A 25,725-nucleotide genomic window follows, 5' to 3' on the forward strand; every position below is an offset into this window, starting at 1 on the left:
TTTACAATTATAGTTTGACAAATTTGCCTACAAACCGTTGGTTGTTTTTAGATATTTTTATGAAATAGGTACCATTTGGAAGTGCAGATACATTAATGGTATTTCGGGGACTTCGGTATTCATTCATGAGTTTGCCATCCATCGAAAAGATCTGTGCCTTATCAAATTCGGAAATATTCAGATTTAGTTCATTACTCACTGGGTTAGGAGTAATAGAGATTTTCTCATACGACTCATGTCCCAAAGCGGTCGTTACATCCTCTGCTGACACTTTGTAGATTGTGCCTCCTAAACTGACCAGGTACAATTCTCCATCCGGATCTTCAAAAAAGCTTACAATCCCTGATACGCCATTGATGGATTCATCATCCTGCAGAGTTACTGAATTACTCTTTGTATCCAGGGTCCAGATATGGTTACTGACAAAATCAGCAAAAATATAATGCCCGTACAGAGCCGGATAATCGTTTCCCCGGTAGACATACCCGCCAGTGACGGATTGACCACAAAAATCGGGGTCCTCACAATTTTCCTTATTGCTGTGTCCATAGACATATACAGGAGATAAGAAGGAAGACGTTTCGTCACATTCTTCGTACACTACATTCCCTTCCATGCAATTCCATCCGTAATTTACTTCCGCTTCATAAATGTTCTGCACACTAATTTCTTCCCAGAGTCCTTGCCCCACATCGGCTACCCAAAGGCTATCGGTTTCCCTGTCAAAGCTGACTTTCCAGGGGTTTCTGAGACCGATGGCCCATATTTCTGGTAAAGCCTGGTCCGTAAATGCAAAAGGATTGGATTCCGGTACCACATAATAGGGTGCAGAGGCAGTGTCCGGGCGTACATCTATTCTCAAGATCTTGCCCAAGGGCGAAAGCAAGTCCTGTGCATTTCCTTCCGGGTCTCCTCCAGAACCACCGTCTCCGGTGAAAATATACAGATTACTATCCGGGCCAAAAAGAATTTGACCACCATTGTGGTTGTCAAACGGTTGGACAATATCCATTAAAATTTTCATACTGTCGGGGTCAGCAGAAGAACTATCCTGTGGTACTGTGACTTGCGCAATATACGTATGGAGCATTTCTTCTTCATCCTCTGCCGTAAAGTTTACATAGAAAGTTTTGTTTTGTTCATAATCAGGGTGAAAAGCCATATCGAGTAAACCTCCTTCTCCTTTCGTCGAAACCAGATTTGAAATATCAAGAAAAGTCTTTGATACCTGACCATTATCCAGTATTACTATTGTACCTGCTCTTTGCACTACATATAAAGTATTATTACCAGTAGCAGCCATTGAAATAGGAGCATCTAAACGTTCTGCAAAAGGAGTTAACTGTACCTTTGGTTGGGCAATTACGAGATTAAAGTATCCAATAAAAAATAGGAGAGGAATTATTAATTTCATACTTCTGGTACTTTGCTGATAAAACGTAGAAATTACCGCTTTTAGTATAACAAATAAAATACTGAGTTTGTGTGGTTGATGACTAGGGTAAGCCTTTAAATATTTTCCAACCCCAATTTTTCTAGCCCCATGTTTCCCTTACCTCACATCCTTTGGACGGACGTGCAATTAGTGTAGAAGGATAAATCTGGTATGTTGATTCATATTCTGTTGTCGCAAATTTTATCCAGGAACTAACATTATCTTTGTGAATCAAATTGATAGTGCTTCCTCCGAACCCTCCTCCCATCATTCTAGCTCCTAAAACAAGCCCAGATCGGGTAGCGGTATGTACCAAAAAGTCTAATTCAGGACAACTTACCCGATATTTATTTTGCAATCCATAATGGCTCGCATACATCAATTTCCCCAATCCAACAAAATCTCCAGATTGCAAAGCCATTACTGCTTCTTGCACGCGCTTATTCTCTTCAAATATGAATTCTGCTTCGACAGTAGAAACATTCGGGTATTCATCATTTATTTTTACTAAATCGTCAGGTTTGAGGTCCCGTAAAGTTTGGGCTTTTGTAAAAGCGTTCGCCAGTTCAACTACCCTTTCGCAGGTTTTTCTCCGGTCATTATACCCACTTTCCGCATGATTATGCGTGACTTTCGTATCTACCAGCACCAATGCGTAATCATGAAAGTCTGCATTGATTACCTGGTGTGAGTTGGATTGACAATCCAGGAAAATAAAACTGTTTTCTTCTCCGTAAATAACAGCATAAGGATCCATAATTCCCACATTGGCACCGATTTTATGTTCTGTTAATTGCGCTAATTGAGCCATTTTTGCCCCAGACCATTTCAACTTCAAAAAGTGTTTAATTCCAGTTAAAAATCCAGCATTCATGGCTGCGGAAGAGGAAAGTCCTCCACCTGGTGGAATTGAACTTTCCAGACTAACTTGGAAATAAGGTACTATAATCCCTTCTTCCTCTTTGATGACAAGGATGAGAGCTTGTAAGTATTTTGCCCAATTTGCAGCGGGTAAAGATTCATGGGTTCGAGTAAAGGCTTGTTGATTATCTAGGTTTTTACTGTAAAGTTCAAATTGCTCAATGTTTTCATCAAAAGAAAAGTACATTTCAAAGCCACGGTCAATTGCAGCGGGAAGTACCCATCCGCCATTATAATCGGTATGTTCCCCGATGAGATTGATTCTTCCGGGAGCCCAAACTGCAAATTGTGGCGGGTTGAATAGGGTGTCATGTATTTCTTTTAATCCCATAGGCTACCAAAATTTGATATAAACAAAAGCCAAAATGATTAGAATTACCAATGAGGCAAAATTGAAAACCCAGCCGGTTTTGAAAATATCTTTTGATAGTTTAATAGCATTGACATCGTTTTCTTTACCATTGTCTATATAGGATATCGCGACTAAAATAGCTGCCAGGACCAGAAAGCATACACCCATTCGATCCATAAATGGAAAATCCGGAGCCAGGAATTTAATGGCCGCCGAAAGAGGAATTGAAAGTATGACTACCCATAGCGCGGCTCGGTTAGATGCTTTTTTCCAAAACATTCCAAATAAGAAAACAACAACTACACCCGGACTAATAAACCCGGTGTATTCCTGAATGTACTGAAATGCCTGATCGAGGCTGCTCAAGGTAGGTGCCAGAGCTGTTCCTATAACCAATGCCAATGTCGAGGCGATTTTACCAACCCGAACTAAATTTTTATCACTGGGATCCTTGGTCAGATAGTTTTTGTAAATATCGAGGGTGAATATGGTGGAGGTACTGTTTACCATTGCGCTTACCGAAGAACCTACAGCAGCGACAAGTGCGGCAAAAACAATACCTTTAAACCCAGCTGTTACATAATTAGATAATACCCACGGGAAAGCCTCATCCGGTTTAATAATATCTGCACCGAGTACATAAGCCGCTATCCCAGGAACAACAACAATAATAGGTAAAAGTACTTTTAGAAATCCGGCAAATGCCATTCCTCTTTGAGCTTCTTTTATATTTTTGGCTGCCAATGCTCGCTGTATTATATATTGGTTATTCCCCCAGTAATAAAGATTGGCAATCCATAACCCTCCTATAAGTACACTGATACCAGGTAGATTGATGTATTCGGGATTGGATTTATCTAGGATCATATCAAATTTTTCAGGTGCTTTCTCTACAAGAGTATTAAGCCCGGCAAAGAAACCCTCTCCGTCGCTGACCTGATTGAGAACTAAATAGCTTGCCATAAAGCCACCGAATATTAAAACAATTACTTGGACCACTTCTGACCAAACAACTGTTCGTAGCCCGCCCAAAATTGAAAATGCTGCCGAGTAGATCGCTAACCCTATAATACCATAAAGCAACGGGATACCCAACATAGTCCTTATAGCCAATGCTCCAAGGTAAAGGACACTGGTAATATTTACAAGGACAAAAAGTCCAATCCAAAACAATGCGAGCCCTGTGCGTACCCCATGCCCAAAGCGTTGTTCGAGAAATTGTGGCATGGTATAAATTCCCTTATTAATGTAGATCGGGAGAAAATACTTTGCAATAATCAGAAGTGCAAAGGCTGCCATCAATTCATATGATGCGATTGCCATACCGACAGCATATCCTGATCCGGACATCCCGATCATTTGTTCTGCTGAAATATTGCTGGCTATCAATGATCCTCCCACTGCCCACCAGGGTATGGATTTATCCGCTAAAAAATAATCAGCAGCGGATTCCGATCCTCCTCGTTTTCTGGATCCTATCCATAGTCCCATTACCATGGTAAGTACAATATAGATAGCAAACAAAACAATGTCTAAAGTAGAAAATGCCATTATTATTTATTTGGTACGCTAATTTTTCAAAATAAACGCTCCAAAGTAAGGAAATAAATAGTAATTAATCAATTGGAACTACAATTTTATCAAATACCCAAAGTTTACATTTAGGGCCTGATTCTGTGAAGTTATAAAGCCATTTTCCTCCCTTTTGTATTGAAAAAAGTTGGTAAGGCTTTGACCGGCTTTTGCATGAATTTGAAAGATTCCAATTGATGTTGAAAGGGAAAACCCCACCCCTCCACAAATCGCAAAGTCAAATTCATTTTCTATAGGTTGTTGAAAGGCAGTGAATACTTGTTCTCCCGTACCCGGTTCTATTGAGATAGTTTCGCTTTCAGAATAAAAATAGGATACAGAAGGGCCCAGCAACCCAAAAAGCTTAAAGTCCCCTTTTCCGATTTCAATCCTTGTCAAGAAAGGAAGCTCCAGGTAATTAATGTTGCGGGTATAAGAATTCGAAGCTCTTTTAATTACCCACCCCTTTTGAGTGTAATTGAGTCCTACCTGGATGCCGAGATTCTTTGGGGCGACATAAGTAAATAGTAAGCCCGCGTTATATCCCGGAAGAAACGCCCCGTCTATAGCCGTAGCAAATCGCAAGTCTGATTCAAAATTGGCAGAGGAGATATTGTAGCCGGCTGTAAATCCAATAGCAGTTTTGGGGGAAAATGCGTTTTGAGATTTTCCAGGCGTGAGAAACGTGAAAAGCAAAAATAAAGTTGTAATTAATAATGATAATGATCTTCTCAATTGTATGATTTGAAATGATAAAGGTGTGGGTGTAGTATAAAAATCCTATACAGTACCTACTAATCTTTTTTTTAGTATTGTTCTGTTTTTAACAAAAAAGTCGTACATCGCTTCCACTTCTTCAAATGCTCCATTTTTCCCCTTGCTTACTCCTTCAGGGTCGTCCATTCAAAAACGGATAAACGATCCGTCACTACTTGATCCCCAAAAAAATGATCGTCGAAATATATGTAAAACCGGCCGGATTTTTCAAATGCTTGCATAATATCAATAAATATTAAATTTTTCCAAGTTGTCTGAGATGATTTTTTTCAACTTAATTCAATCATTGACTTTCGAATTATAATGCACATTTTAATATGTTTGGTTTCGACTTTCAAAAATTAATTCATGAACCCCAATTTTGCTTGGTAATTGAGATCATTAGAATATAAAAAGATATAAATACGTCCTTTCAAAAGTTATCATCTACTTTTACAAGTTTATTTTTTCATCTTTCCAGGATACAATAATAATATCAAATGGACAATACAAATTAACAATCCTCCTCCTTCCCGGACCAGTTCGATATATTTGGACTCTGCCTTCATAGAACCGGTAATAGTAGGAAAACCATCTTGCGCCCATCCTATCAGGGAAGGAAAATAGGTAAAAAGCCCTGATAAATACAAAACCAAAACTCCAATCTTCAAATATTTCGGTAGCTTATTTCCGAAATAGAATGCGGTAAGAATACAGGGGATTAGATAAATAGGAACCCAAAGCCAGGGATCAGGGTCATTAAATTGAACTATTGCTGATAAAACTTCTGCAATACAAAATAAAATTAGTACCCATTTCATATTTTACTATTTGAATGCTAGATAATTTCAAAAGTAATAATTTTCATTCATCTTACAGTCTTAAAACATAACTAAGCATGGGAATCAATCCTAATTGATATTGTTCAGTTATTGTATCCAGATATGGATCATAGTATTTATATGCTAAATTTTGGCGATTTATCACGTTGCTTAAGTCAAGTCCAATCATACTATATCTCTTGTTGTGATTGATTTTATAGTAGACACGGAAATATGTTTTGATTATGTCGGGTTGTTGTATCGTAAATTCCTGGCCACTTACATATTCCGTTTTGCCGGTTTGCCGGGAGGCCTGCAAATCGATAGGGGAAGACCAAAATCCTCCCGTATAGACTAATTGAATGTTGATTCCAAGTATTTTTTCTTTTGCTCCGTCTGAGAAATCGAATTGTTTTCCAATGGTACCATTGAACATGTATTGGTTGTTATATCGGGTATTCTTCCATTCATTTGATTGGGGATTTTTAAATTTAGCATCCCATACAGAAGCAGAGAGCATATAGAATAGACCTCCGTTTAAAAAGTGATTATAAAACACTTCTGCGCCGTAATTACGTCCTTTACCGTTGTCAGTCAGAGTTCCCGGAGGGTATTGTTCCAAGATGTTTAAAGTAGAAAAAGAATTTTCTCCGGCACCTGCGTGGTTGATATTTTCGTAGAATAGTGATGAAGTAATGGAACTCTTATCAAAATCCTTTTTATAGGATAATGTTGACTTCCAGGATTGCAGCATTTTTAGTTTTGTATTTTCAGGGGTGGAAAGAAGTACCTGAAATGGTTTTAATTTGTGTTGTAAACCGGTTTGGAAAGATAATTTTTGGTTGTTGTCCATGTACCTATTAATCCCAAGTCTCGGCTCCGGTGCAAAATTTTTATTCACTTGGTTGTATGCCAACCCAATCCCGGCGTCTATGCTCCACAATCCCTCAATATATTTGGCACTTGCAAATGGTCTTAATAAGAAACTTTTTGCCTGTACGTCGGTTTGGGGGAAGGTAGATGACAGTTCTTCAGTATATAAGAGCTTTCCACCCCAACCGGTAAATGAAATTCCATAATCAGCTTTCCAGTTAGACGAAATACTTTGATGTAAAGAGGAAGTTAAAGCATATTTTGCGTAAACAGCATGGTCAGATGTTTCAAAGGAAGAAATAGGGATTTCAGCAAAACGCTGGTCTTCTCTTCCTGACACGGCAAATGTAGTCACCCATTGAGTTGAATTATTGAAATCATAGGAGGCATTGAATCCGATAATACCTAGTTTGGATTCATATTCGATATTTTGAAGGTCTTTATAGGTCTCTCTAAGACTATCCACTTTGGCTTCAAAAATATTACTACTAGTCCCGCCCATACCAAAAAACTGTATTTTTGTTTTCTCGTTAGGTGTATAAGTAAATTGTAGTGAAAGGTCCTGGTAATTTATCGCTTCATCTCCAAAATCCACTCCTAATTGCGTCAGCAATCCCACAGTAGAATATCTATAATTGGCAATATATGATAAATTTTCTCCGGCTGGACCTTCTAAAGCCAGATCAATCCCGTTTAATCCCGCCTGCCCGGTAAAGTGCATTTGGTCCCTGGCTCCTTCCTTAATGGCAAAATCAATACCTCCTGACGTAGCCTGGCTGAGTTTTACCGGCAAGACACCGGTATACACACTGCTATTTTTAAGCAATTGAGCACTTATCATATTTACACCGCCACCATTGACTGTGCTTCGATCCGTTATCGTTCCGGCATTCGACAAGTGATTGGGATTGACAATTTCGGTTCCGTAAATGTAGTAATTCATATTATTGGGAGTATTCCCCCTAATGGAAAGGTTGTTGGCCTGGTCATTATCATTATTGACTCCGGGGTATACTGTAGCCAGTCGAGCGGGGTCGTAAAAGGTAGCCGGAAATCTTCTTACCTCCTCCTGGGTAAGGATATATTCATGGGTAAGACTGGAAGTTTTTGAAGGATCTTGTCCCGCTTTTATTACTACTTCGTCGATCTGTATCTGGGAAGGTTGCAATTCAAAATAGGATGGAGGTATGCGATTATATTCTACAGGGAATTCGTGAATGATCACAGACCGGAACCCGATAGATGAAATCTGTAATGTATAAATCCCAAAAGGTATATTTTTTACTTCATAATTCCCGTTGTCATTAGAAACCGCTGAGAAGAGTTGTTCATTTCTTTTTAATATAATGTTTGCGGCAGGAATTCCATTGCCTGTTTCTGCATTTACGATCTTTCCCGCTACATTGGTACTGTTTTGCTGACTGTACAGAGGGTTTATACCCAGTAATATCGTAAAAAGTATTGTAGTATAAAGATACCTGTAATTCATAGATCCCTATTTTTGCTTATAATTATGCAAAATTGCGAAAACTATTTTAAAAAGTATCTAAAGTTGAGGAGTGCATATAAAACCGGTATATGAAATATATACAGTAGTTATTGGCTAAGCAAATTGGCTGGTTTTAATACCCTTGAAACTATAGTAGAATTGAATAAGAAGATGTGCTGATGAAGAAGAAAATTGTCCAATCTTACGGACTTCACGGACTTCACGGACTTTAGTTCACTCTAAGTACTTAATGTGAAAAAGCTCATCAAAGCCGGAAAACCATCCCCTAAATATGGTAATCCGGCTATTACATGATGAGCACCCTAAATAAATGCTTTTACAGTACTTTATTTTTTAATGATTTTTATTGCCTTTTGTGTTTGATCAGATTGAAATGTTAAATAATACATTCCTGATTCTAATTCATTTGTATCAATTCTGTTTGATCGATTAGAATCCAATGTGAAATTTTTGATCAAAATGCCTGCAGCGTTATACAGACTTGCCTGTACGTCCTCCTTGAAAGAATGCCTGATAGATAGCTCTGTATCAAACGGGTTGGGAAATACACTTAAATTTTGGGAAGTATTATTTTTAAATTCAACTGTTTTCGTATCTGACACCTTAAATGTTCCGTCTTTGTCTACTTGTTTTAATTTGTAGTAGTTAATTCCTTCTGTAGGACTGTCATCGAAGGATTCGTAGTGCAGGGCACTTGAAGATTGATTTGCCGCATTGACCATTGCAATTGTTTCAAAGGTATAGCCATTCGCAGATCTTTGCACTTCAAAATAATCTGAATTAATTTCTGACGCTGTTTCCCATGTCAATTCTACTCCTGAAGTTGATTGCCTGGCATCAAAGGATGTTAATTCTACCGAAAGTACAGAAAAAATCAATCCGGCATCTGAGAACATGTAATCTTGCCCTCCTGAAAGTTGAACTTCATCAGTCATACCATTTTGAGGATTTGCCTTGCTGTCGTTTTGACCATTACCCATATTTTTGGTGGTGAATATATATTCTGCCGGATTCATAAATTTCACCTGGTACATTCCATTGGGTAAGTCAGTGAATAGATACTTGCCGAATGCATCAGTATATTGATAAATATCAGTTTCCTGACCATCTTTGTATAGAATTACTTTTACTCCTGGCATTCCCGCCTCGGAACCATCGTCCTGTATCCCGTTTTTGTTTTTGTCAATCCAAACAAATGAACCAAGAGAATTGAATTGTTCACATGTTTTTCTACTTTCAATTAAACCAAAAGTTACATGGCTGATGGCATGTTTGTTACCGCTGGAGATGGTGTAATACCAAATGGAAGTCCCGTCCCCCAAATCTTTCCATCCATTGAATTTAGCTGAATGGCCACCTACTTCAAATTCATCTGTTACGTCCTCGCATTTTTGTAAACCACTTACACATCCGGGCTGGTAAGTTCCTATTTCTGTGAAGTTGGTGTTACAGCTATTATTTTCTTCCAGGCAGACTGGACCAGCAATTGAATAGATGTTACATTGTGTTTTTCCTCCGGTTTTGAGATTTAAGAGTACTTCTCCACAACATACGGCACCGTCTACTTTTACGTAAATGTGTTTGGTCTCTCCGTCATTGAATCCTTCATCCATTTTAATAAGACCTAGGTTCGAAGGATATGTGCAAGATCCATCGCTGAATTCTGTTTGACCAGATGGTTCATAACAGCAAGGCTCTTTTTCAAGAATTATATAGTTATCTCCGGAAGGAAACGCCTGATAACAGTCCTCATAGCTATAGTCCTCGTCACAACCATAATCTAAAAACTTTTTGATGCGGTACTTTCCTGGCGCAAGGTTTGAAAATTCAGGGCTATTGGAATACGTTACTACCCATCCTTCATTGGGTTGGTCATATTTATATAATCCGTACCTGAAACAAGCGTTTATGGGAGCCTCTTCTTCAGAAGGTATGCCGACAATGACCCCATCATTTTGGTCGCATGATGGATTGGCTTTATCAATTTCCATAGAAATCTCTACACAAGGGCATGGCTGGTCCTCCAAGAGTATGTACTCACTGTTGTTTTCAGGAAACCTTTGATCACAATTATCGATTTCAAAGTCGCCATCACAGTTTTTATCCTGGTATTTTTTAATAGCGTATTTACCGGGAGAAAGGTCAGTAAATACAGGGGTTTCCTGATTTATTTTCACCCAATCTCCGCTGCCATGGTCATCATATCTGTATAATGCGTATCGAATACATGCCCCATTCGGTTCTTTTTCCTGGGAGATCGTTCCCGTTATGGATCCGTCTTTTTCTCCGCATGATGGATCAACCGTTTCTATGGATAGTGATATATCTTCACATGTTGAAGAGGGAGGTTCACTTAAGCATCCATTAAATAAGTTATGGTGTCCTTCAATATTTCCAATTAAATTTTTAGCTATTATAGAACCGTTTATTTGACTGTAAGTGGTAGATACAGACGCCTTAGGAGCTAATATGGTGCCGTTTGCACCGCTGGAACCTATAGTCAATGAACTCGCCTCAAAATAATTGAATATAACCTTTTTGGCCTGTGATTTGTCAATAAACTGTTGACCATTAAAACCAATATTTCGACTACTTCCTTCAATATTAATAAGAACAGTAGAACCGGAGGGTACATTAAGCTTTAATTCTTTAATATCCTCACTGATCAAAAAGACGTTCATATCTTCATTTGTACCTGTAAGGGTTAGATTGCCAGACCAACCTACATTGTCTGCTGTGCCGTTGGCGGGAATTTCAGCCAATGATGCGGAAAGGGAATTTAGTTCTGATTCTAACTGGGAAAAGTCTATGGGAGTAATTTTTTTTACTTCCCCATTGGGAATCCCATATCCGGATCCATTGAATGAATTTCCGTATGCAGCGTGTCCACCATTGATTTGACCGTTAGTGAAGGTAAAATCTTTACCTACAATAATGGCGTACTCACCGGAGACATTTGAGGAATTAACGGAATAATTGGACAAATTTGCGTTTTTTCCTACTGCTATTCTACCTTCTGAGTCAGTATTGGAAAGGGTAAGGTCTTTAAAAATAAAGAAATTAAACTCTCCAGCTATTCCTAGACCGCAGTCATCGGAAAGTACGGGTGGGGCGGATAGTACATTTTTAGAGAAGAAAGTTCCTTTTGGGTTTAGCTTATGGGGGTTGTTTTCGTAAGTGTTCAAGTTATTGGTATTTGCAAATACATAAACTTGAGAGATCATTGATATTGCAAATAATTGCAAAATGGTAAGGGTAAACTGTTTCATTTAGAGTTGTTTTAAAATTATTAGGGAATTTTAAGTTATAGCATACCCATGGCTAATTTGACCTAAAGTCAAAAAAGTAAACACAATAATCAATGGTAACCCATTAATTTCAATATGAAATTTGGTATGCTAACATGCGAGAAAAACTAGCATTGTCAGATGCTGTCTTTCAAATGTTAAAAAATGAGATATAACCTGGAAAAAGATAAAGAGATATACTTTACCTTAAGATTTGAAATTTAATAAGAAAAGGGAAATTCTAAATTAGATAAGAGTTAGAATTTAAAATACCAATTACAAGTACACCCTCTAAAGGGTATTTTAAACTATAATCAAATTAATCTTAGAAATCTCGATTTTAACTCATAAACATTCAAAATCAAGTCAATCTATTTTTTGTTTTTTTCTCTATAAAAGTTGTTTTAGTTAAATAATTAAATTCTTATCGCCTAAAGACTGTGATTCATATACCACACTTTAGTAATACAAAGATAAACATAATTTTGTTTAAAAGAAATATTTTTTTTGACTTTCGGTTAAAAAATGAATATTTAACGTTCTTTAACAAAAAAAGGTAAGCATACGTTATATTTTCTATTTTTTATAAGATAACCACAATACCTGTGGAAGATGTTCACCTGAGGGACTTACTCTGGTGGAGAGTTCTTGTATATTATGGAAATAAGAACCCAGGAAAATATCGGTGTATCCGTCATTGTCGAAATCTCCCAGGTCCATAGTCAACCATTTTCCATAAGCGGCCTGGTCCATATAGTGGGCCGTATAATCTAAATTGCCAGAATTTTCCAGGTATACAAATCCTTTAGTAGGATGGTTTGTGTTGTCATAAAATGCAATACCTGCAATATCAAGGTCGCCATCGTGATCAAAATCAGCAGCCATGGATTTGCTGCAACCGTACATGGGGAAGAGATAAACCTCTTCAAAACGGTTGCTGCCTTCACTGAGGTAAATCCTGATCCCGTGGTAGGGTTTTGGCACATATCCTATTTACCCCTATTCTATGTTTTCCTTTATTTGATAATGTTCTATGATTCTGAAGGGGGAAAAAGGTATTATAAATGTTTCAAATTGAAAAATTTAAAGTGTCATTAGACTTAGATTGTTGAGGAATCCTTTTATACTGATTCCTAATTTTAGTCATCACTTATCCAATGCTACCATTCCTCCCCATTACCTAGTTGATGAATGAGTTGCATACAATCTCTGCATTGTTGTATTTAATTTGAATTATCTGATAACTGTTTACTGATTTTATTCTAGTTATTTAATAGTGTCTTCAAATGGATGGTGAGTATAAAGTATTAAGGATAACTGCACCTTTGCTTTTATGATAATTATATCGGGCGATTTTGACATTATGGTTTAGCGTAATATTGCAACAATTATTTCTTATCGAGAAGAGGTGGGACTGGGTGAAAATAGTTTATAACAATTTTCATTTCATGAAACTACTAAAGCCAATCTACAGGTGGGGAAGGACAAATGTAAAAAAGCAGGCCAGGAGAATTCCTGGCCTGCTTTTTAATGAATATAAATGTTGATCTGTTATTTAGGTCCTGCTCCGTATTCGGGGTCTTCCAGGTCAAACCACAATCTTTCCGCATTTAGAATGGTAGGATTAGGGTCACCTGTTGTGAAACCTTGTTCCTGGACTGATTTTAATTGATTATCGTAGTTAATATCATCAGGAGTAGGGGTGCCCACAGTAAATCTTCGTGGGATAGGCATTGAATTGCCGGAAGAAGTAAATTCTTCCCATGCCAGGTAATCACTCCCTTTCTTAGGTACTCCAGAACGTCTTACTGTTGCCCACAAATCACTAGGTGTATTCATGAAATTAATGTATTGTTGAATATAAATCTTTTCCAAACCATCTGTACTAAGATCATAAGCAGGATTCTGCAATAGACTTTCTATTTCGCCATCGCGCAAGTAAGTTGCTGCTTTATCAGCCATATCTGCATCTGTATAGACCGGATCAGAAGAATAATATGGTAATTGATTATTTTCTGCCAGCAAATCTGCTCTTTTAACGGATAATTCAACACCCCAATTCAGATATTCCTGTGCTGACTTAGGCAAATTAGCTCCTAATTGTTTGAATTCAGCTAAGTATAAATTTGCTTCAGCGGAACTACCCAAAATTATATTTAAAGGTGGGTCATTGTCTCTTAATTCAATTACGCGACCGCCAGGTTTCGTTGGGTAGGTATAGTTATACGTGGTTCGTGTTAATTTTTCCTGATATAGAATGGTAGAAGAATAAGTTTTTTCAACACCATTGGCAGCTATTCTGTTGTAGGCAGATTGATTGAAATAAATATCATTCGCAGGATCCTGTGTAGCGTCGGGAGATACAGGGGCTCCGTGGTATCTTACCCACGGCTCACCGGGACCATCCCATCCCTCAAAATTTCCATTTTCGTCATATTGGACTAAAGGCTCAATAAATGGGGGTAAATCTTGTCCTGCATCAATAAATGCTTGGACAACCTCGCCATTGAAATCATTCTTTTTGAAAATAAAACGCAATCTGGGATCTTGGTTTTGCAATAGGAAGTCAACCAGTCTTTTATTTCCATATCCGATCCACATGCCGTTTCCAGTTCCAAAATAATTTATACCACGTTGATAGATGAAATCATCGTCAAGCCCATCCAGATATCCGGCGGGAGAATTCACTACCTCTTCAGCAATTGCCAACGCTTTCGACCTGTTCTTATTGACAAGTCGTGCAGCAATTTTTAATTTTAGTAAATTACAATACTTTGCCCATTTACTGTAATCTCCCTGGTAAATTACATCCTGATTTGCAAGAGTCAGCTGATTTTCTGTATTGGATAAAACCTCTATAGCACCATCCAGTTCCTCTAGCCAAATATTAAACAATTCTTCTTGTGAGTCGAATTCAGGTGTAAGCAATGGTGGGTTGGTATAAGGAGCGAGCCCTGCTTCACTATAAACCATCGAACCTGTAAGGTCTGTATTTGTAAGTGCGGGAGTTATTTGAATTGGATACGTAATTGCTTTTAGGGCTTGTCGAGTAGCTTGATCTTCCTCAGACATGTCATCAATCCTCATTCTCACATCCATTGTTTGTGGGAATAATCCTCCGTAAATGCCCTGGCTTCCATAAGGTCCCATAACATTAAAATCGGCATTATTGCCATCTTGGATAGTAGTTACCTGAGTCCATGGGAAGATATATTGGAAATTTGAATAGAACCAGTTGGTATAATCATTACTATACATTTGTTCTATAGCCTTGGTAATTGAGTACCTCAAATCCGGATCTGAAAGGGTAGAAGGATCTGAGTTCAGTTCGGCAAATTTATCTCTGTCACAGCTTCCGAAAAAGAGTGTGAGAATTAATAGTATAAATATATTTTTATAATTCATTTCAATACGGTTTTATTTGATTAAAAATCAATACTTAGTGTAAATGTATAATTTGCAGAGTATGGAGTAAATGAGCGCTCCCGGAATGAATCACTACTAGTGGTACCCCGGAAACTTTCAGGGTTAAGATTGTTAGGTAGTGAATTATACAAATAAGCTAGATTCCGTGCATTAAAAGCTAAGTAGAGACTTTTTGCACCTACTTTCTGAGCTAGGATTTTAGGAAATGAATATCCCAGCGAAATATTTCTAAGTGCAATATATTTGACTTCATTAAACCAATTGTCGTTAATAACACCTGAACTCCAGGCACTATTGAAATACGTATTAAAGCTGGCGTGGGTGGGTTCAACAAAACCAGCGTCATAAGCTTCTTGATAGCTCATTCCGCCTACATCTACTTGTTCACCACTAGGTGCAGTTACTTTTTGTCCTTCAGCAAAAACACCATCTGGAATCATGCCGTCATGATAAGTCCTGCCTTTTGTGTCTTCGTATTCACTTGTCCAGGTAATACCTCCGTGCTCTTCATCTCTATTGGCCAAAGAGGTCTGCAGATAGCCATACGCAGTACCATATTTATTCGAGTAAGAAGCAATGTGGCCACCAAATCGAGCATCCAGTAGAATCGATAAGTTGAAATTTTTATACTTGAATGCATTATTCCAGGAACCTTCAAAATCAGGGTTAACCTTTCCTATTTCCTGAATTTCATTACTTCTGGTATAGAATGCACCACGACGGTCATCAGCCCAGGTCAAAATTTTATTTCCATTTCCATCTTCCAGGGGCTTTGTATCGGACATTAATACGCCGTATTCACCATTTTCAAATGCTACTGACCCTACACGGAAATTACCATAAGCTACATCACCTCCCAAAGCCTTGTAATCACCTACTTCATCTCTTAGGTCTGACACTATGGTGGTATTGTTCCAATAATTAAAAGTGGTTTCCCATTCAAAGTCTCTAATTTGGACAGGAATTACACTTAGAGATAGTTCAAATCCCTTATTAGTCAACGTACCAATATTGGTAAACATACTTCCAAATCCAGTAGCTGATGGGATTGGAATAGTTCCTATTTGATTAGTAATGGATTCATTGTAATATGCAATATCAGTACTAATTCTTCCTGTAAATAATCTGAAATCAAGTCCTACTTCTAGGGAATTTTTCTTTTCAGGCCTAATGTTAGGATCTACCAAAGTGGTTGATTTAGTGTTGCTATAAATGAAATTACCGCCGGCTAACTCAATGGTCCCCAATGAATATCCATTATTGATGGTATAGGGATTTGTATCGTTTCCTACCTGGGCAAATGACGCCCTTAGTTTCCCAAAAGATATTAAATCAGGTAATTCGAATGTTTCTGATAATATCCAGGACGCGCTAATAGATGGATAGAAATAAGAATAATTTCCAGTTCCATTGGTATATATCAAAGTAGACGACCAGTCATTTCTTCCGGTAATATCTAAATATAATTGATCTTTCCACCCTAGACTTGCCAGGAAGTATAAGGAATTTATTTGTTCTGTTCCATTGACAGCACCCTCTGTTCTAAGATTTCTTTTTGAATTGCTGAGATAAAATCTACCCGGGACAATTAATCCACCGTCTGTCCAGGACCTTGTGAATTGATTTTGTCGGTCCCAAATTTCTCCACCTAGAATTAAGTTAGATGTTAAATCTCCCCACTTTTTATTGAGATTAGCGGATAATTTTCCTGTACGGGCTATTTCCTGATCATTTCTCAATTCATATGCTCCTCCATCCATTGCATAGCCTGAACCCAATGCCTTTCTTTCATAAAATCTGGAGTAAAAATTCATATTGGCCTCAGCGGAAACTGATATCCAGTCCGCAAGATTGGCAGTTAGTCTTACAATTGGACGAATAACCTGTTCTTTACGGGCAAAATCGTTAAGGTTGTATTCAAACCAAACATTATTTCCTGGTACAGAAGCAAATTCATCGCCATAGTTGCTATTAGGTGTTCCACCATGAGGCGCTTGATATACATCGCGCTGACTCCATCTTTCAGTGTCATACCAATTTTCCCAGGTCCCGGAAAGGAAATTACCGGAAATATTATTAAACGGATTCTTGGATTTTGACGTAGTAAATGTCATAGAAGCATCGGCTGTTAACCAGGATGCCAGGTTATAGGAACCCTTAAATAATAAAGAGTTTCTATTGAACTCATCGGTAGGCATTATTCCAGTCCTGTGATTGTAGGAATTTGATAAATAAAAATTACCATTTTCATTTCCTCCGCTCAGTGCTAAAGCTGTATTGGAATTTACACCCGTACTATATGCATTCAACATATTGTTGGGAAATGCCTCATACCTTCTGATCGTGCCATCAAAATCTTCAATTGGACGACCATCAAATTTTGGACCGTAACCTAATCCCGATCCTGCATTCTGAATTTTAGACATTACTTGTTGGCCATCTACTTCTCTTGTATAAGCCTGATCTACATCAAACCTATAATAATTACCGTTTTCATCTCTGTCACCGTATCCCACATAACCCGCTAAAGTTCCTGGCCCATAATCATATTGAATATCGGGAGTAGCATAGACATCGGTTATCCCTACACTTTGAGTTACACTTACCCCAATGCCTTGTTGGTTTTTACCATCTTTATTTTTAATTACTATGGCACCATTGATCCCCCTGGAACCGTAAAGAGCCGTGGCAGCAGCACCTTTAAGAACGGATACAGATTCTATATTGTCTGGATTCAGGTTTTTAAGGATGTTCCCAAAATCATTGGCACTTGCACTCCAGTCAGCGCTGGCATTGGAAACCCCTGGTTGAATAATGACTCCATCAATTACAAAAATAGGTTGGTTATTACCTGAATTTAAAACTGATACTCCACGAAGCTGGATTTTATTATTTCCAAATAAACCTCCGTCAGATACACCAATGCTTAAACCAGCGGATTTTCCCTGAAGGGCTTCCACCGGGTTGACAGTATTGACTAAGGAAAGTTCCCTGCCATCTAATTCAGTCATTGCATAACCAAGCGCTTTGGTCTCCCTTTTAATTCCCAATGCCGTGACAACAACTTCATCTAAAGCCAGTCCGGAAGCTAATTGCACGTTGATATTTCCCTGTCCGTTATATTGTATTTCTTGTGATTGAAACCCTACATAGCTAACAATAAGAGTTGGATTTTCCGTTTGCAAGTCCAATGTATACTTTCCTTCAAAATCAGTTACTGTACCATTGTTGTCTGTTCCTGTTTCCAGGACGGAAGCCCCTATAATAGGTTCTCCACTTTCTGCGTCGGTGACGACACCGGATACCGTCTGTGCGGTGATTAAATAGCCGCATAAGGTTGCCGCTATTGTGAATAGAAATCGCATCGATGGCCGAATAATGAAGTCGGCCGGTCGAAGATTCCCGTCAGATGAAATTCTTAAATTTCCCATTTCAACATTTTTTTGTTAACAATCAATTAAAATCACGAGTTAGTTCATTTCAAATACCTAACATACCTTCTTGTTTAAAGATATTGATACTATAAGACCCGAATTTTCAATATTTATCTTGTATATTTCTTGATAAAAGCATCTTTTGATTTTCATTCAAGAGTCAATAAAGCGAAATAAAAAAATCCAAATCTTTTTAAATCTTTTACAAAGATGTTAAAAATAAAATAATTAGTTAAAAATTAATGGGTGATTTTTGTAAAACTCCAATTTTAATCTATAACGATTTGCTCTGAAGAATAATAAATTAGCATACCTGTCTGATCGTTTGTGAAATAAAATGTCATAAATCAAAGATGGAAATATTGATTTATTGTTTGAAATTGCTTTCTTTGAAACATTATTATGTGAAAGTGATTATCCTGAGAATGCGAAGGATGTTATAATATGAGTAAAGACTTTAACAGTTTTGAAATAAAAAGTCGTATTGGATTTATCAAATTCGTGGACAAACATTATGTGCGATTGTATAAATACGGTTTTACAATCACACATTTGGAGTATGTAGTAGAAGATAATGTGCAGGAAGCGTTTTTAATTCTTTGGAAAAAAAGGAACCAAATTCGCAATCCCCAGGCCGCTTTCTTCTATTTGATGAAAACTTTGAAGTCCAAAGTGATTAGGGACCTGGAAGAATATAGAAAATACTTACCGGAGGACATTTTGCCTATCGAGAATTTAAAAAGTGAAAGTCCGGAGCAAATCTGGATACATGCAGAATCTGAAAACGAAAAACTGCAATTATTAAAGTTGAACCTCACAAAGCTACCTGACAAACAAAGACATATTATTACCCTTCACTTTCTGGAGCAAAAATCTTTTGATGAAATTTGTAAAATTATGAATATCGGTAGACAAAGTGCTTATAACCTAATGAGCCGTTCATTGAAAAATTTGAAGAGTAAGTTTTAGCACACGCTGTAAGCGAAGTGGAGCCTGAAATGAGCTTTGTCCCTGGTAAATAGATGTCTTGTCAAAATTGAACGTCATGAATAATTTTGTATGCCAGAGATTCGCATAATAAAGTTGTGGAATTGTCTTAAATAGTAAGGATGGAGCGCTTGTTCAAAGCTGGTATGCGAAGAATACCAATCTTTCATTTATTTCCATTGTATTTGTTCGTCGAACAGACATTCAAATAAAGTTTTTTTTGGTATTGAACCTGATAGTCAATTGTTTACATAGGTGGCTTCGTTTAATTTTTAAAAAAAAACTCTATTTACCTATTAGATTTTGCTTACCCAATGCTCATTATAACTAGATAACGAGAAAATATATGGATAAGAAATATACAACAGAAGAAATACTTCGCGATGAAGAATTCCTCAGATGGATGAAAAGTGATGAGGGAATGGGAGATAATGTCTGGCGTATTTATGCTTCCCAAAGTGAAGAGAAGTTTCATCAAGTGCAAAGCGCAATAGACCTTTACAATACATTTTACGCTGAAAAAGAAGATTTTGACCTACAAAGGATTGAAGATCAAAAAGGTAAATTGATCAATGGAATCAAATTTCAGGATCGATTGCGAAAAGTACGAAATGCAGGAATGATTGTAAGTAGTATAGCCGTGATAGTTTTGGGGGTTTGGTATTGGGGGGGTGATAATCCACCTGAAGAGATGATAGTCGAAGAATATACTTCCCATGAAGAGAAAAACATTATGAATATAGTGAGTAATAAGGAAGACGGTAGGGTCAAACCCGTAGAGCTTCCCGACCATTCCTATGTTTTTTTGGACCCCGGGAGTTCAGTGCGGTTCAATGCATCTTCTTTTGGTGAAATCAGGGAATTGGATCTAGAAGGTAGTGCATTTTTTATTGTTGAAAAACAAGAAGGCGCTCAATTCATAGTAAATTCTGAACATTTTGAAACAACAGTATTAGGTACTGAATTTTATGTAAGTGATAAAATGGTTGATCCCGAATCTTTTGTAAAAGTTACAGAGGGGCGGGTAAGTGTGAAAAATAAAAGGGGGGATACCGTAGAACCGGCTTCAGAAATGTTGACCCAAATGGAAAGTATTCATCTCAAAAAAGAAGATCTCTCTATTTACCGTAAATCCGAGGATCTAAATTTATTGATGAATAGCGATCAGAGGATGCATACTAAATCTTACAAAAACGAGTCCCTTGATACGGTATTTACAGACCTTGCACGGCAATTCAAGATCGTAATCAAATACGACAAAGAACAACTTCAGGATTGTACTCTAACAGCATCATTTGAGGGTAAGAAGTTGGACGAAGCATTATATATAATTTGTAGACTTATGAATGCCAGTTACCTAGAAGATGACGGGCAGATAGTAATATTTAGTAAAGGTTGTTGAAAAGAAAATATATGGAATTATGGATAATAGGTACAAAATGAGTTTGATTTTATTTTTGTGGGTATTGGTTAGTAATTTTTCACCTGCTCAGGGAGGGGAATTACGAAATGACCAGGGGATCCTGGATTACAAAATACAGATTGACCTATCAAACGCAAGTCTGGAGGAAGTATTAGATAAAATTGGGTTGGTCTCTCATGTTGAATTCTTGTACAGCCCGCAAAGGATTAACAGCCAACAGAAATTGGATGTGTATGCTGATAATGAAGTCTTAAGTCAATTCCTGAACAGGGTTTTAGGAAGTTTGGATATAACTTATGAAGTAATAGAAGGTACAAACCAGATTATGCTATTCAAAACAGAAAAAGTCGATCAATTGGCATCAGCTGTTTCTTTTCAGGATAGATTAAGGGCTAACCGGTTGAATTTTGACAGGACAGTAAACGGTACGGTTACTGATTCGGAAGGGAACCCCCTGATAGGAGCAAATATTGCTGTTAAAAGCAGAGCTGGACTGGGAACTGTTACTGACTTTGATGGCAAGTATTCATTGGAGATTCCGAATGGTCCAATTACATTAGTGTTTTCCTATATAGGGTATGAAACAATGGAAGTAGATGTAATTGATCAAGAAGTGGTAAATGCTGTTTTATCGGAAAACGCATCACAATTGGATGAGGTAGTTGTTGTGGGGTACGGTACACAAAAGAAGAGTGATTTAACGGGTGCCGTATCAAGCATTAACAGTGAAGATTTGACGAATTTTCCCGCTACTGGTACCGTGCATGCTTTGCAGGGGAAAGCTGCTGGTGTGATGGTTCAGTCTACTAACGGTGAACCCGGAGGAGATTTTAAAATCAGGGTAAGGGGGTCAACATCTATCAATGCAAGTAGTAACCCGCTATTTGTAGTTGACGGGTTTGTCGGTGGAACCATGCCTCCACCTGAAGATATTGCATCAATAGAGGTTCTAAAGGATGCATCAGCTACTGCTATTTATGGATCCAGAGGTGCCAATGGGGTGATTATGGTTACTACTAAATCCGGTGCCAATGGGGTTACAAAGTTTAATTACAATACGTACTACAGCTTTCATAAAGAAATTGGGCGTTTGGATCTTTTAGGGGCAAGGGATTTTGCAGAGTATATCAATGATGCTAGAGATGCCGAATTTTATGATTTAAGTTCTATAAATGTCAATACAGACTGGCAATCATTAATTTTTAGGCCGGGTCATGCCCAAAATCATCAATTATCCGTTTCGGGGGGCGGAACTAAGGTAAAGTATTATGTTTCGGGAGTATATTTTGACCAAAAAGGGGTAATACAGAATTCAAGGTATGACAGATTTTCCCTAATATCAAATCTTGACTTACAGGCTTCGGATAAGATTAATTTGAAATTAAATACGTCAATCCGTTCTTCAAACAGAGATGGTATACCCACCCAGACTGGGGGTATCGCTGCTAATTCCGGAGTTGTATCAGCAGCACAGCGTTTTGATCCGAACCAGGGAATAATTGATGAAGATGGCATTTATACTAAAAGTAGAGTTGGTATTGCCGCATTTGAAAACCCGATGGCTATTCTGGATGGCCGGGAAGAAGGAAATGTGCAAAATAATATTCAATCTAATTTGCATGCTACAATCGATTTATTCAACAACTTTGTTTTTAATTCCACCTATGGGTTGAAGATCGAAAATGTGAGGAATGGCACCTACAATAGCCGGATAACAAACCAAGGGGAAAATACCAATGGACAGGGTTCATTGCAATTTATAAAGAGAGTTAATTTCCTGACAGAGCAATATTTTAATTATAGTCCGGACCTTGGAGAAAAGAATAACCTGATATTGACTGCCGGATATTCTTACCAGAGATTTAACAACGAGTCATTGAACGCTTCCAATACCGGATTTATATCCGATGCATTGGGATTTTGGAATCTGGGGTCGGGTACGACATTGATTTCTCCTTCCTCCAGTTATGGAAAGTCCGAAATTGCATCTTTTTACGGAAGGGTAAATTATAGTTTTGAACAAAGGTATTTATTAACATTTACGAGCAGATATGACGGAGCATCTCAATTCAGTAAGGAAAATCAATGGTCCTTTTTCCCCTCAGGTGCCTTTTCATGGAATATTAGTAACGAAAGATTTTTTCCAACCAATAATTTAATAACAAATCTTAAATTGAGAACAAGTTATGGCCTGACCGGAAACCAGGGAATATCTGCATATCAATCTTTGGCGAGATTGTCTACAACGTATTTTATATTAAATAACAGCCCGGTAAGTTCCGTGAGACCTACATCTATAGCCAATAAGGATCTTACCTGGGAAACAACGGGCCAATACAATTTAGGCTTGGATTTGGAATTATTTTCAGGGAGACTTAATCTTACAGGTGAATATTATTATAAAAAAACACGTGACCTGCTTTTTAATGTTCCGATTCCTTCCTTTTCTGGATTTCAAAACCGTCTGGAAAATATTGGCAAAGTAGAGAATAAAGGCTTTGAATTCCAATTAGACTATAGGGTGTTAACAGGTGATTTTAATTGGAATACGGCTTTTAACATCACCTTTAACCGGAATAAAGTGTTGGAACTTCCGGGAGGTGTTGATATTATTTTTTCAAGTGCACCTAGTCAACCTTCAGCGGTACCCAATTCAATTTTACGCGAGGGAGAGCCCGTAGGGTCATTTTTTGGATATGTATATGAAGGTGTATACCAGGAAGGAGATGAATTTATTCCTGGAGGAAGTTTTGAAACTTCTCCGGGAGGTGAAAAGTTTGCGGATCTAAATGGAGATGGGATTTTAAATTCAGATGATCGTAAAATTATAGGGGATCCAAATCCGGATGCGATTTGGGGATTCAATAATGATTTTACTTATAAAGGAATTTCACTCAATCTTTTTTTTCAGGCTTATACGGGGGCAGATATGCTTAATATTGTTCGAATGGAATTGGATCGTCTTAGTGGTAATTCCAATGCAACAGTAAGGGCATTGGATAGATGGACACCGTCCAATACAGAAACCAATGTACCAAAGGCTACTTCAGACAGGGCTGCCAGGACTTCTACAAGATTTGTAGAAGACGGATCGTATATCAGATTGAAAAATTTATCGCTGGGATATAACTTGCCAACACAATTGATTGAAAGAGCAAAATTAAATAGTACCCGTATATATTTCAGTGCCCAAAATATACTGACTTTTTCCGATTATTCCGGGGTAGACCCTGAAGTTGCTTTCAGGTCCAGTAATACAAATATAGGTTTGGATTTTGGTAGCTATCCAAATACCCAATCATTCACCTTAGGACTTACTATCGGATTTTAAAACCTACATAAAATTAAAAATCAAATGAAGAATTATATTTTTTATGTTTCCGCAATAATCACGGTCTTCATTCTTGGTTGCACATCCCTTGATGAAGATCCAAAAGGCTTACTGGCGCCGGAGGGTTTTTTTAAATCGCCTTCAGATGTAGAAGCAGCCATTCATGGAGCTTATGCCGAATGGGTGACTACTCAAGTGGAAAAATCATATCTATTGGCCTTGATGCTGAGAGGGGATATGGTAGATGTGGGAGACCGAAATACATTGAGTGATAGAATTGCTATTAACGATTTCAGCATGGATGCCAACAATCGATTGATACAGGAAAGTTGGGACCGTCTGTTTCAATCTGTATCAGCAGCAAACTCGGCAATAAAGGGGGCCAGAATTATAGCCGCTGATGAAGATATTAAGAATGAATTAGAAGCTAAAGCCCGGTTTATCCGTGGATTTACTTATTTTCATTTGGTCCGGTGCTTTGGAGCTGTTCCTTATATGGATGAGCCCATTGAAAGTGCAGAAGTATTAGATGCTATTGACCGCACGGAAATTGAAGAAGTTTATAACTACATTATAGATGATATGGTTTTCGCAAAAGAACACTTGCCTATTTCTAACCAGGGAGATGCTAGAAATATAGGTACCCAGGGAAGTGCCTCAACTGTCCTGACTGATATTTATCTGACATTAGGTAGATATGAAGAAGCAGCTTCCGAAGGCAGACAAATTATTCAAAATCAGGAATTATATAATTATGGTCTGGAGCCTAATTATCAAGATCTTTTTAACGCAAATTTGGCTGGTACTCTAAAAGAACCTATTTTAACCATTGATCTTAAAAACGATCTGAACCAGGGTGCCTACAATCAAAAGGACGGAATGATTAATCTTACAAGAATCAGGGATTATGCCCCCCGGAGCTTGTCTGTTGCTGTTCCTTCTCTAATGGTTTATACTGATTGGGATTCAAGAGACTACAGGAAAAAAGTCAGCTTTGAAGATTCTGTAATTGTCGATGGGGTAAAAACAGCTTTGACTGCGACTAATTTTCGGGTGCCTAGACCTCATATAGCAAAATATTTTCGGTTCCCCGGACCTCAGGAAGCTGGGGATGATCGTTCCAGTGACCATCATTATAGTTTGTATCGGTATGCTGATGTACTGCTGATGACAGCAGAAGCTATTAATGAAACAGAAGGGCCTGGAGGTGAAGCTATTGGCTTGGTCAATCAAATTAGGGAAAGGGCCCGGTTCAATGGAGAGGAAGAAACAGATTTTCCTGTAAATGTTGATAGCCAAATTAATAGGGAGGAACTCAGAGATATAATCCGGGAAGAAAGAAGATTGGAATTTGCTTTTGAATTCAAAAGATGGTTTGATATAAAAAGATGGGAATTATTAAAGGAAACATTTGAAACAGGTGATGATTTGTTTGAACCTCATAGCGTTGATGAAACGAGAGATTATTTATTTCCGGTCCCCCAGACAGAAATCGATGTGACAGATTTTGAACAAAATCAAGGATATTGAGTGTCCTGACAAGGATTGAACAAAGGAAAAGTTCTTTGTTTATTACTTATGCTGAGTAAAAGATGAG

The 25,725-nt window shown here is 37.8% G+C and carries 14 protein-coding genes; 4 read left to right on the plus strand and 10 right to left on the minus strand.

Annotated elements, in window-relative coordinates; all coding sequences use genetic code 11:
• Positions 1-7 precede the first annotated feature (7 nt).
• The 10 genes from LVD47_RS22300 to LVD47_RS22345 all read right to left on the minus strand — a co-directional run bounded on the left by LVD47_RS22300 (position 8) and on the right by LVD47_RS22345 (position 18,384).
• Positions 8-1,414, minus strand: a complete 1,407-nt coding sequence (locus LVD47_RS22300; RefSeq protein ID WP_236980791.1) for a PQQ-dependent sugar dehydrogenase — start codon at positions 1,412-1,414, stop codon at positions 8-10.
• A 121-nt stretch (positions 1,415-1,535) separates the two neighbouring features.
• Entirely contained in the window at positions 1,536-2,687 is a 1,152-nt protein-coding gene (gene galK / locus LVD47_RS22305) for a galactokinase (protein WP_236980792.1), read from the minus strand.
• Positions 2,688-2,690: 3 nt separating this feature from the next.
• Positions 2,691-4,259, minus strand: a complete 1,569-nt coding sequence (locus LVD47_RS22310) for a sodium/sugar symporter (protein ID WP_236980793.1) — start codon at positions 4,257-4,259, stop codon at positions 2,691-2,693.
• A gap of 78 nt (positions 4,260-4,337) precedes the next feature.
• A complete protein-coding gene (locus LVD47_RS22315; RefSeq protein WP_236980794.1) occupies positions 4,338-5,015 on the minus strand; it encodes a porin family protein in 678 nt (225 codons plus the stop codon).
• 482 nt (positions 5,016-5,497) lie between these two features.
• Positions 5,498-5,857 carry a transmembrane 220 family protein gene (locus tag LVD47_RS22320; RefSeq protein ID WP_236980795.1) on the minus strand — a complete coding sequence of 120 codons (360 nt, stop codon included), beginning with the start codon at positions 5,855-5,857 and terminating at the stop codon, positions 5,498-5,500.
• 52 nt (positions 5,858-5,909) lie between these two features.
• The gene (locus LVD47_RS22325) at positions 5,910-8,219 is read right to left on the minus strand and encodes a TonB-dependent receptor (RefSeq protein ID WP_236980796.1); all 2,310 of its coding nucleotides are present in this window, start codon (positions 8,217-8,219) and stop codon (positions 5,910-5,912) included.
• Positions 8,220-8,566: 347 nt separating this feature from the next.
• Positions 8,567-11,509, minus strand: a complete 2,943-nt coding sequence (locus LVD47_RS22330; RefSeq protein WP_236980797.1) for a choice-of-anchor A family protein — start codon at positions 11,507-11,509, stop codon at positions 8,567-8,569.
• 594 nt (positions 11,510-12,103) lie between these two features.
• Positions 12,104-12,511 (minus strand): FG-GAP repeat domain-containing protein, encoded by a 408-nt coding sequence (locus LVD47_RS22335; RefSeq protein ID WP_236980798.1) that lies wholly within the window; start codon positions 12,509-12,511, stop codon positions 12,104-12,106.
• Between the two features lie 567 nt (positions 12,512-13,078).
• Positions 13,079-14,932: a SusD/RagB family nutrient-binding outer membrane lipoprotein gene (locus tag LVD47_RS22340; protein WP_236980800.1), complete on the minus strand. Its 1,854-nt coding sequence runs from the start codon at positions 14,930-14,932 to the stop codon at positions 13,079-13,081.
• A gap of 20 nt (positions 14,933-14,952) precedes the next feature.
• On the minus strand, positions 14,953-18,384 hold the full coding sequence (locus tag LVD47_RS22345) for a SusC/RagA family TonB-linked outer membrane protein (RefSeq protein WP_236980802.1): 3,432 nt from the start codon (positions 18,382-18,384) through the stop codon (positions 14,953-14,955).
• 447 nt (positions 18,385-18,831) lie between these two features.
• On the opposite strand from LVD47_RS22345, the gene LVD47_RS22350 reads away from it, so the two are divergent.
• The 4 genes from LVD47_RS22350 to LVD47_RS22365 all read left to right on the plus strand — a co-directional run bounded on the left by LVD47_RS22350 (position 18,832) and on the right by LVD47_RS22365 (position 25,658).
• Positions 18,832-19,356: an RNA polymerase sigma factor gene (locus tag LVD47_RS22350; protein WP_236980803.1), complete on the plus strand. Its 525-nt coding sequence runs from the start codon at positions 18,832-18,834 to the stop codon at positions 19,354-19,356.
• 364 nt (positions 19,357-19,720) lie between these two features.
• A complete protein-coding gene (locus LVD47_RS22355; protein ID WP_236980804.1) occupies positions 19,721-20,776 on the plus strand; it encodes a FecR family protein in 1,056 nt (351 codons plus the stop codon).
• Positions 20,777-20,795: 19 nt separating this feature from the next.
• A complete protein-coding gene (locus LVD47_RS22360; RefSeq protein WP_236980805.1) occupies positions 20,796-24,128 on the plus strand; it encodes a SusC/RagA family TonB-linked outer membrane protein in 3,333 nt (1,110 codons plus the stop codon).
• A gap of 24 nt (positions 24,129-24,152) precedes the next feature.
• Complete coding sequence (locus tag LVD47_RS22365; protein ID WP_236980806.1) at positions 24,153-25,658, plus strand: RagB/SusD family nutrient uptake outer membrane protein; 1,506 nt, start codon at positions 24,153-24,155, stop codon at positions 25,656-25,658.
• The last annotated feature ends 67 nt before the right edge of the window (positions 25,659-25,725 follow it).

The sequence above is a fragment of the Membranihabitans maritimus genome (genome assembly GCF_021729145.1).
Taxonomy (GTDB): domain Bacteria; phylum Bacteroidota; class Bacteroidia; order Chitinophagales; family Saprospiraceae; genus Membranihabitans; species Membranihabitans maritimus.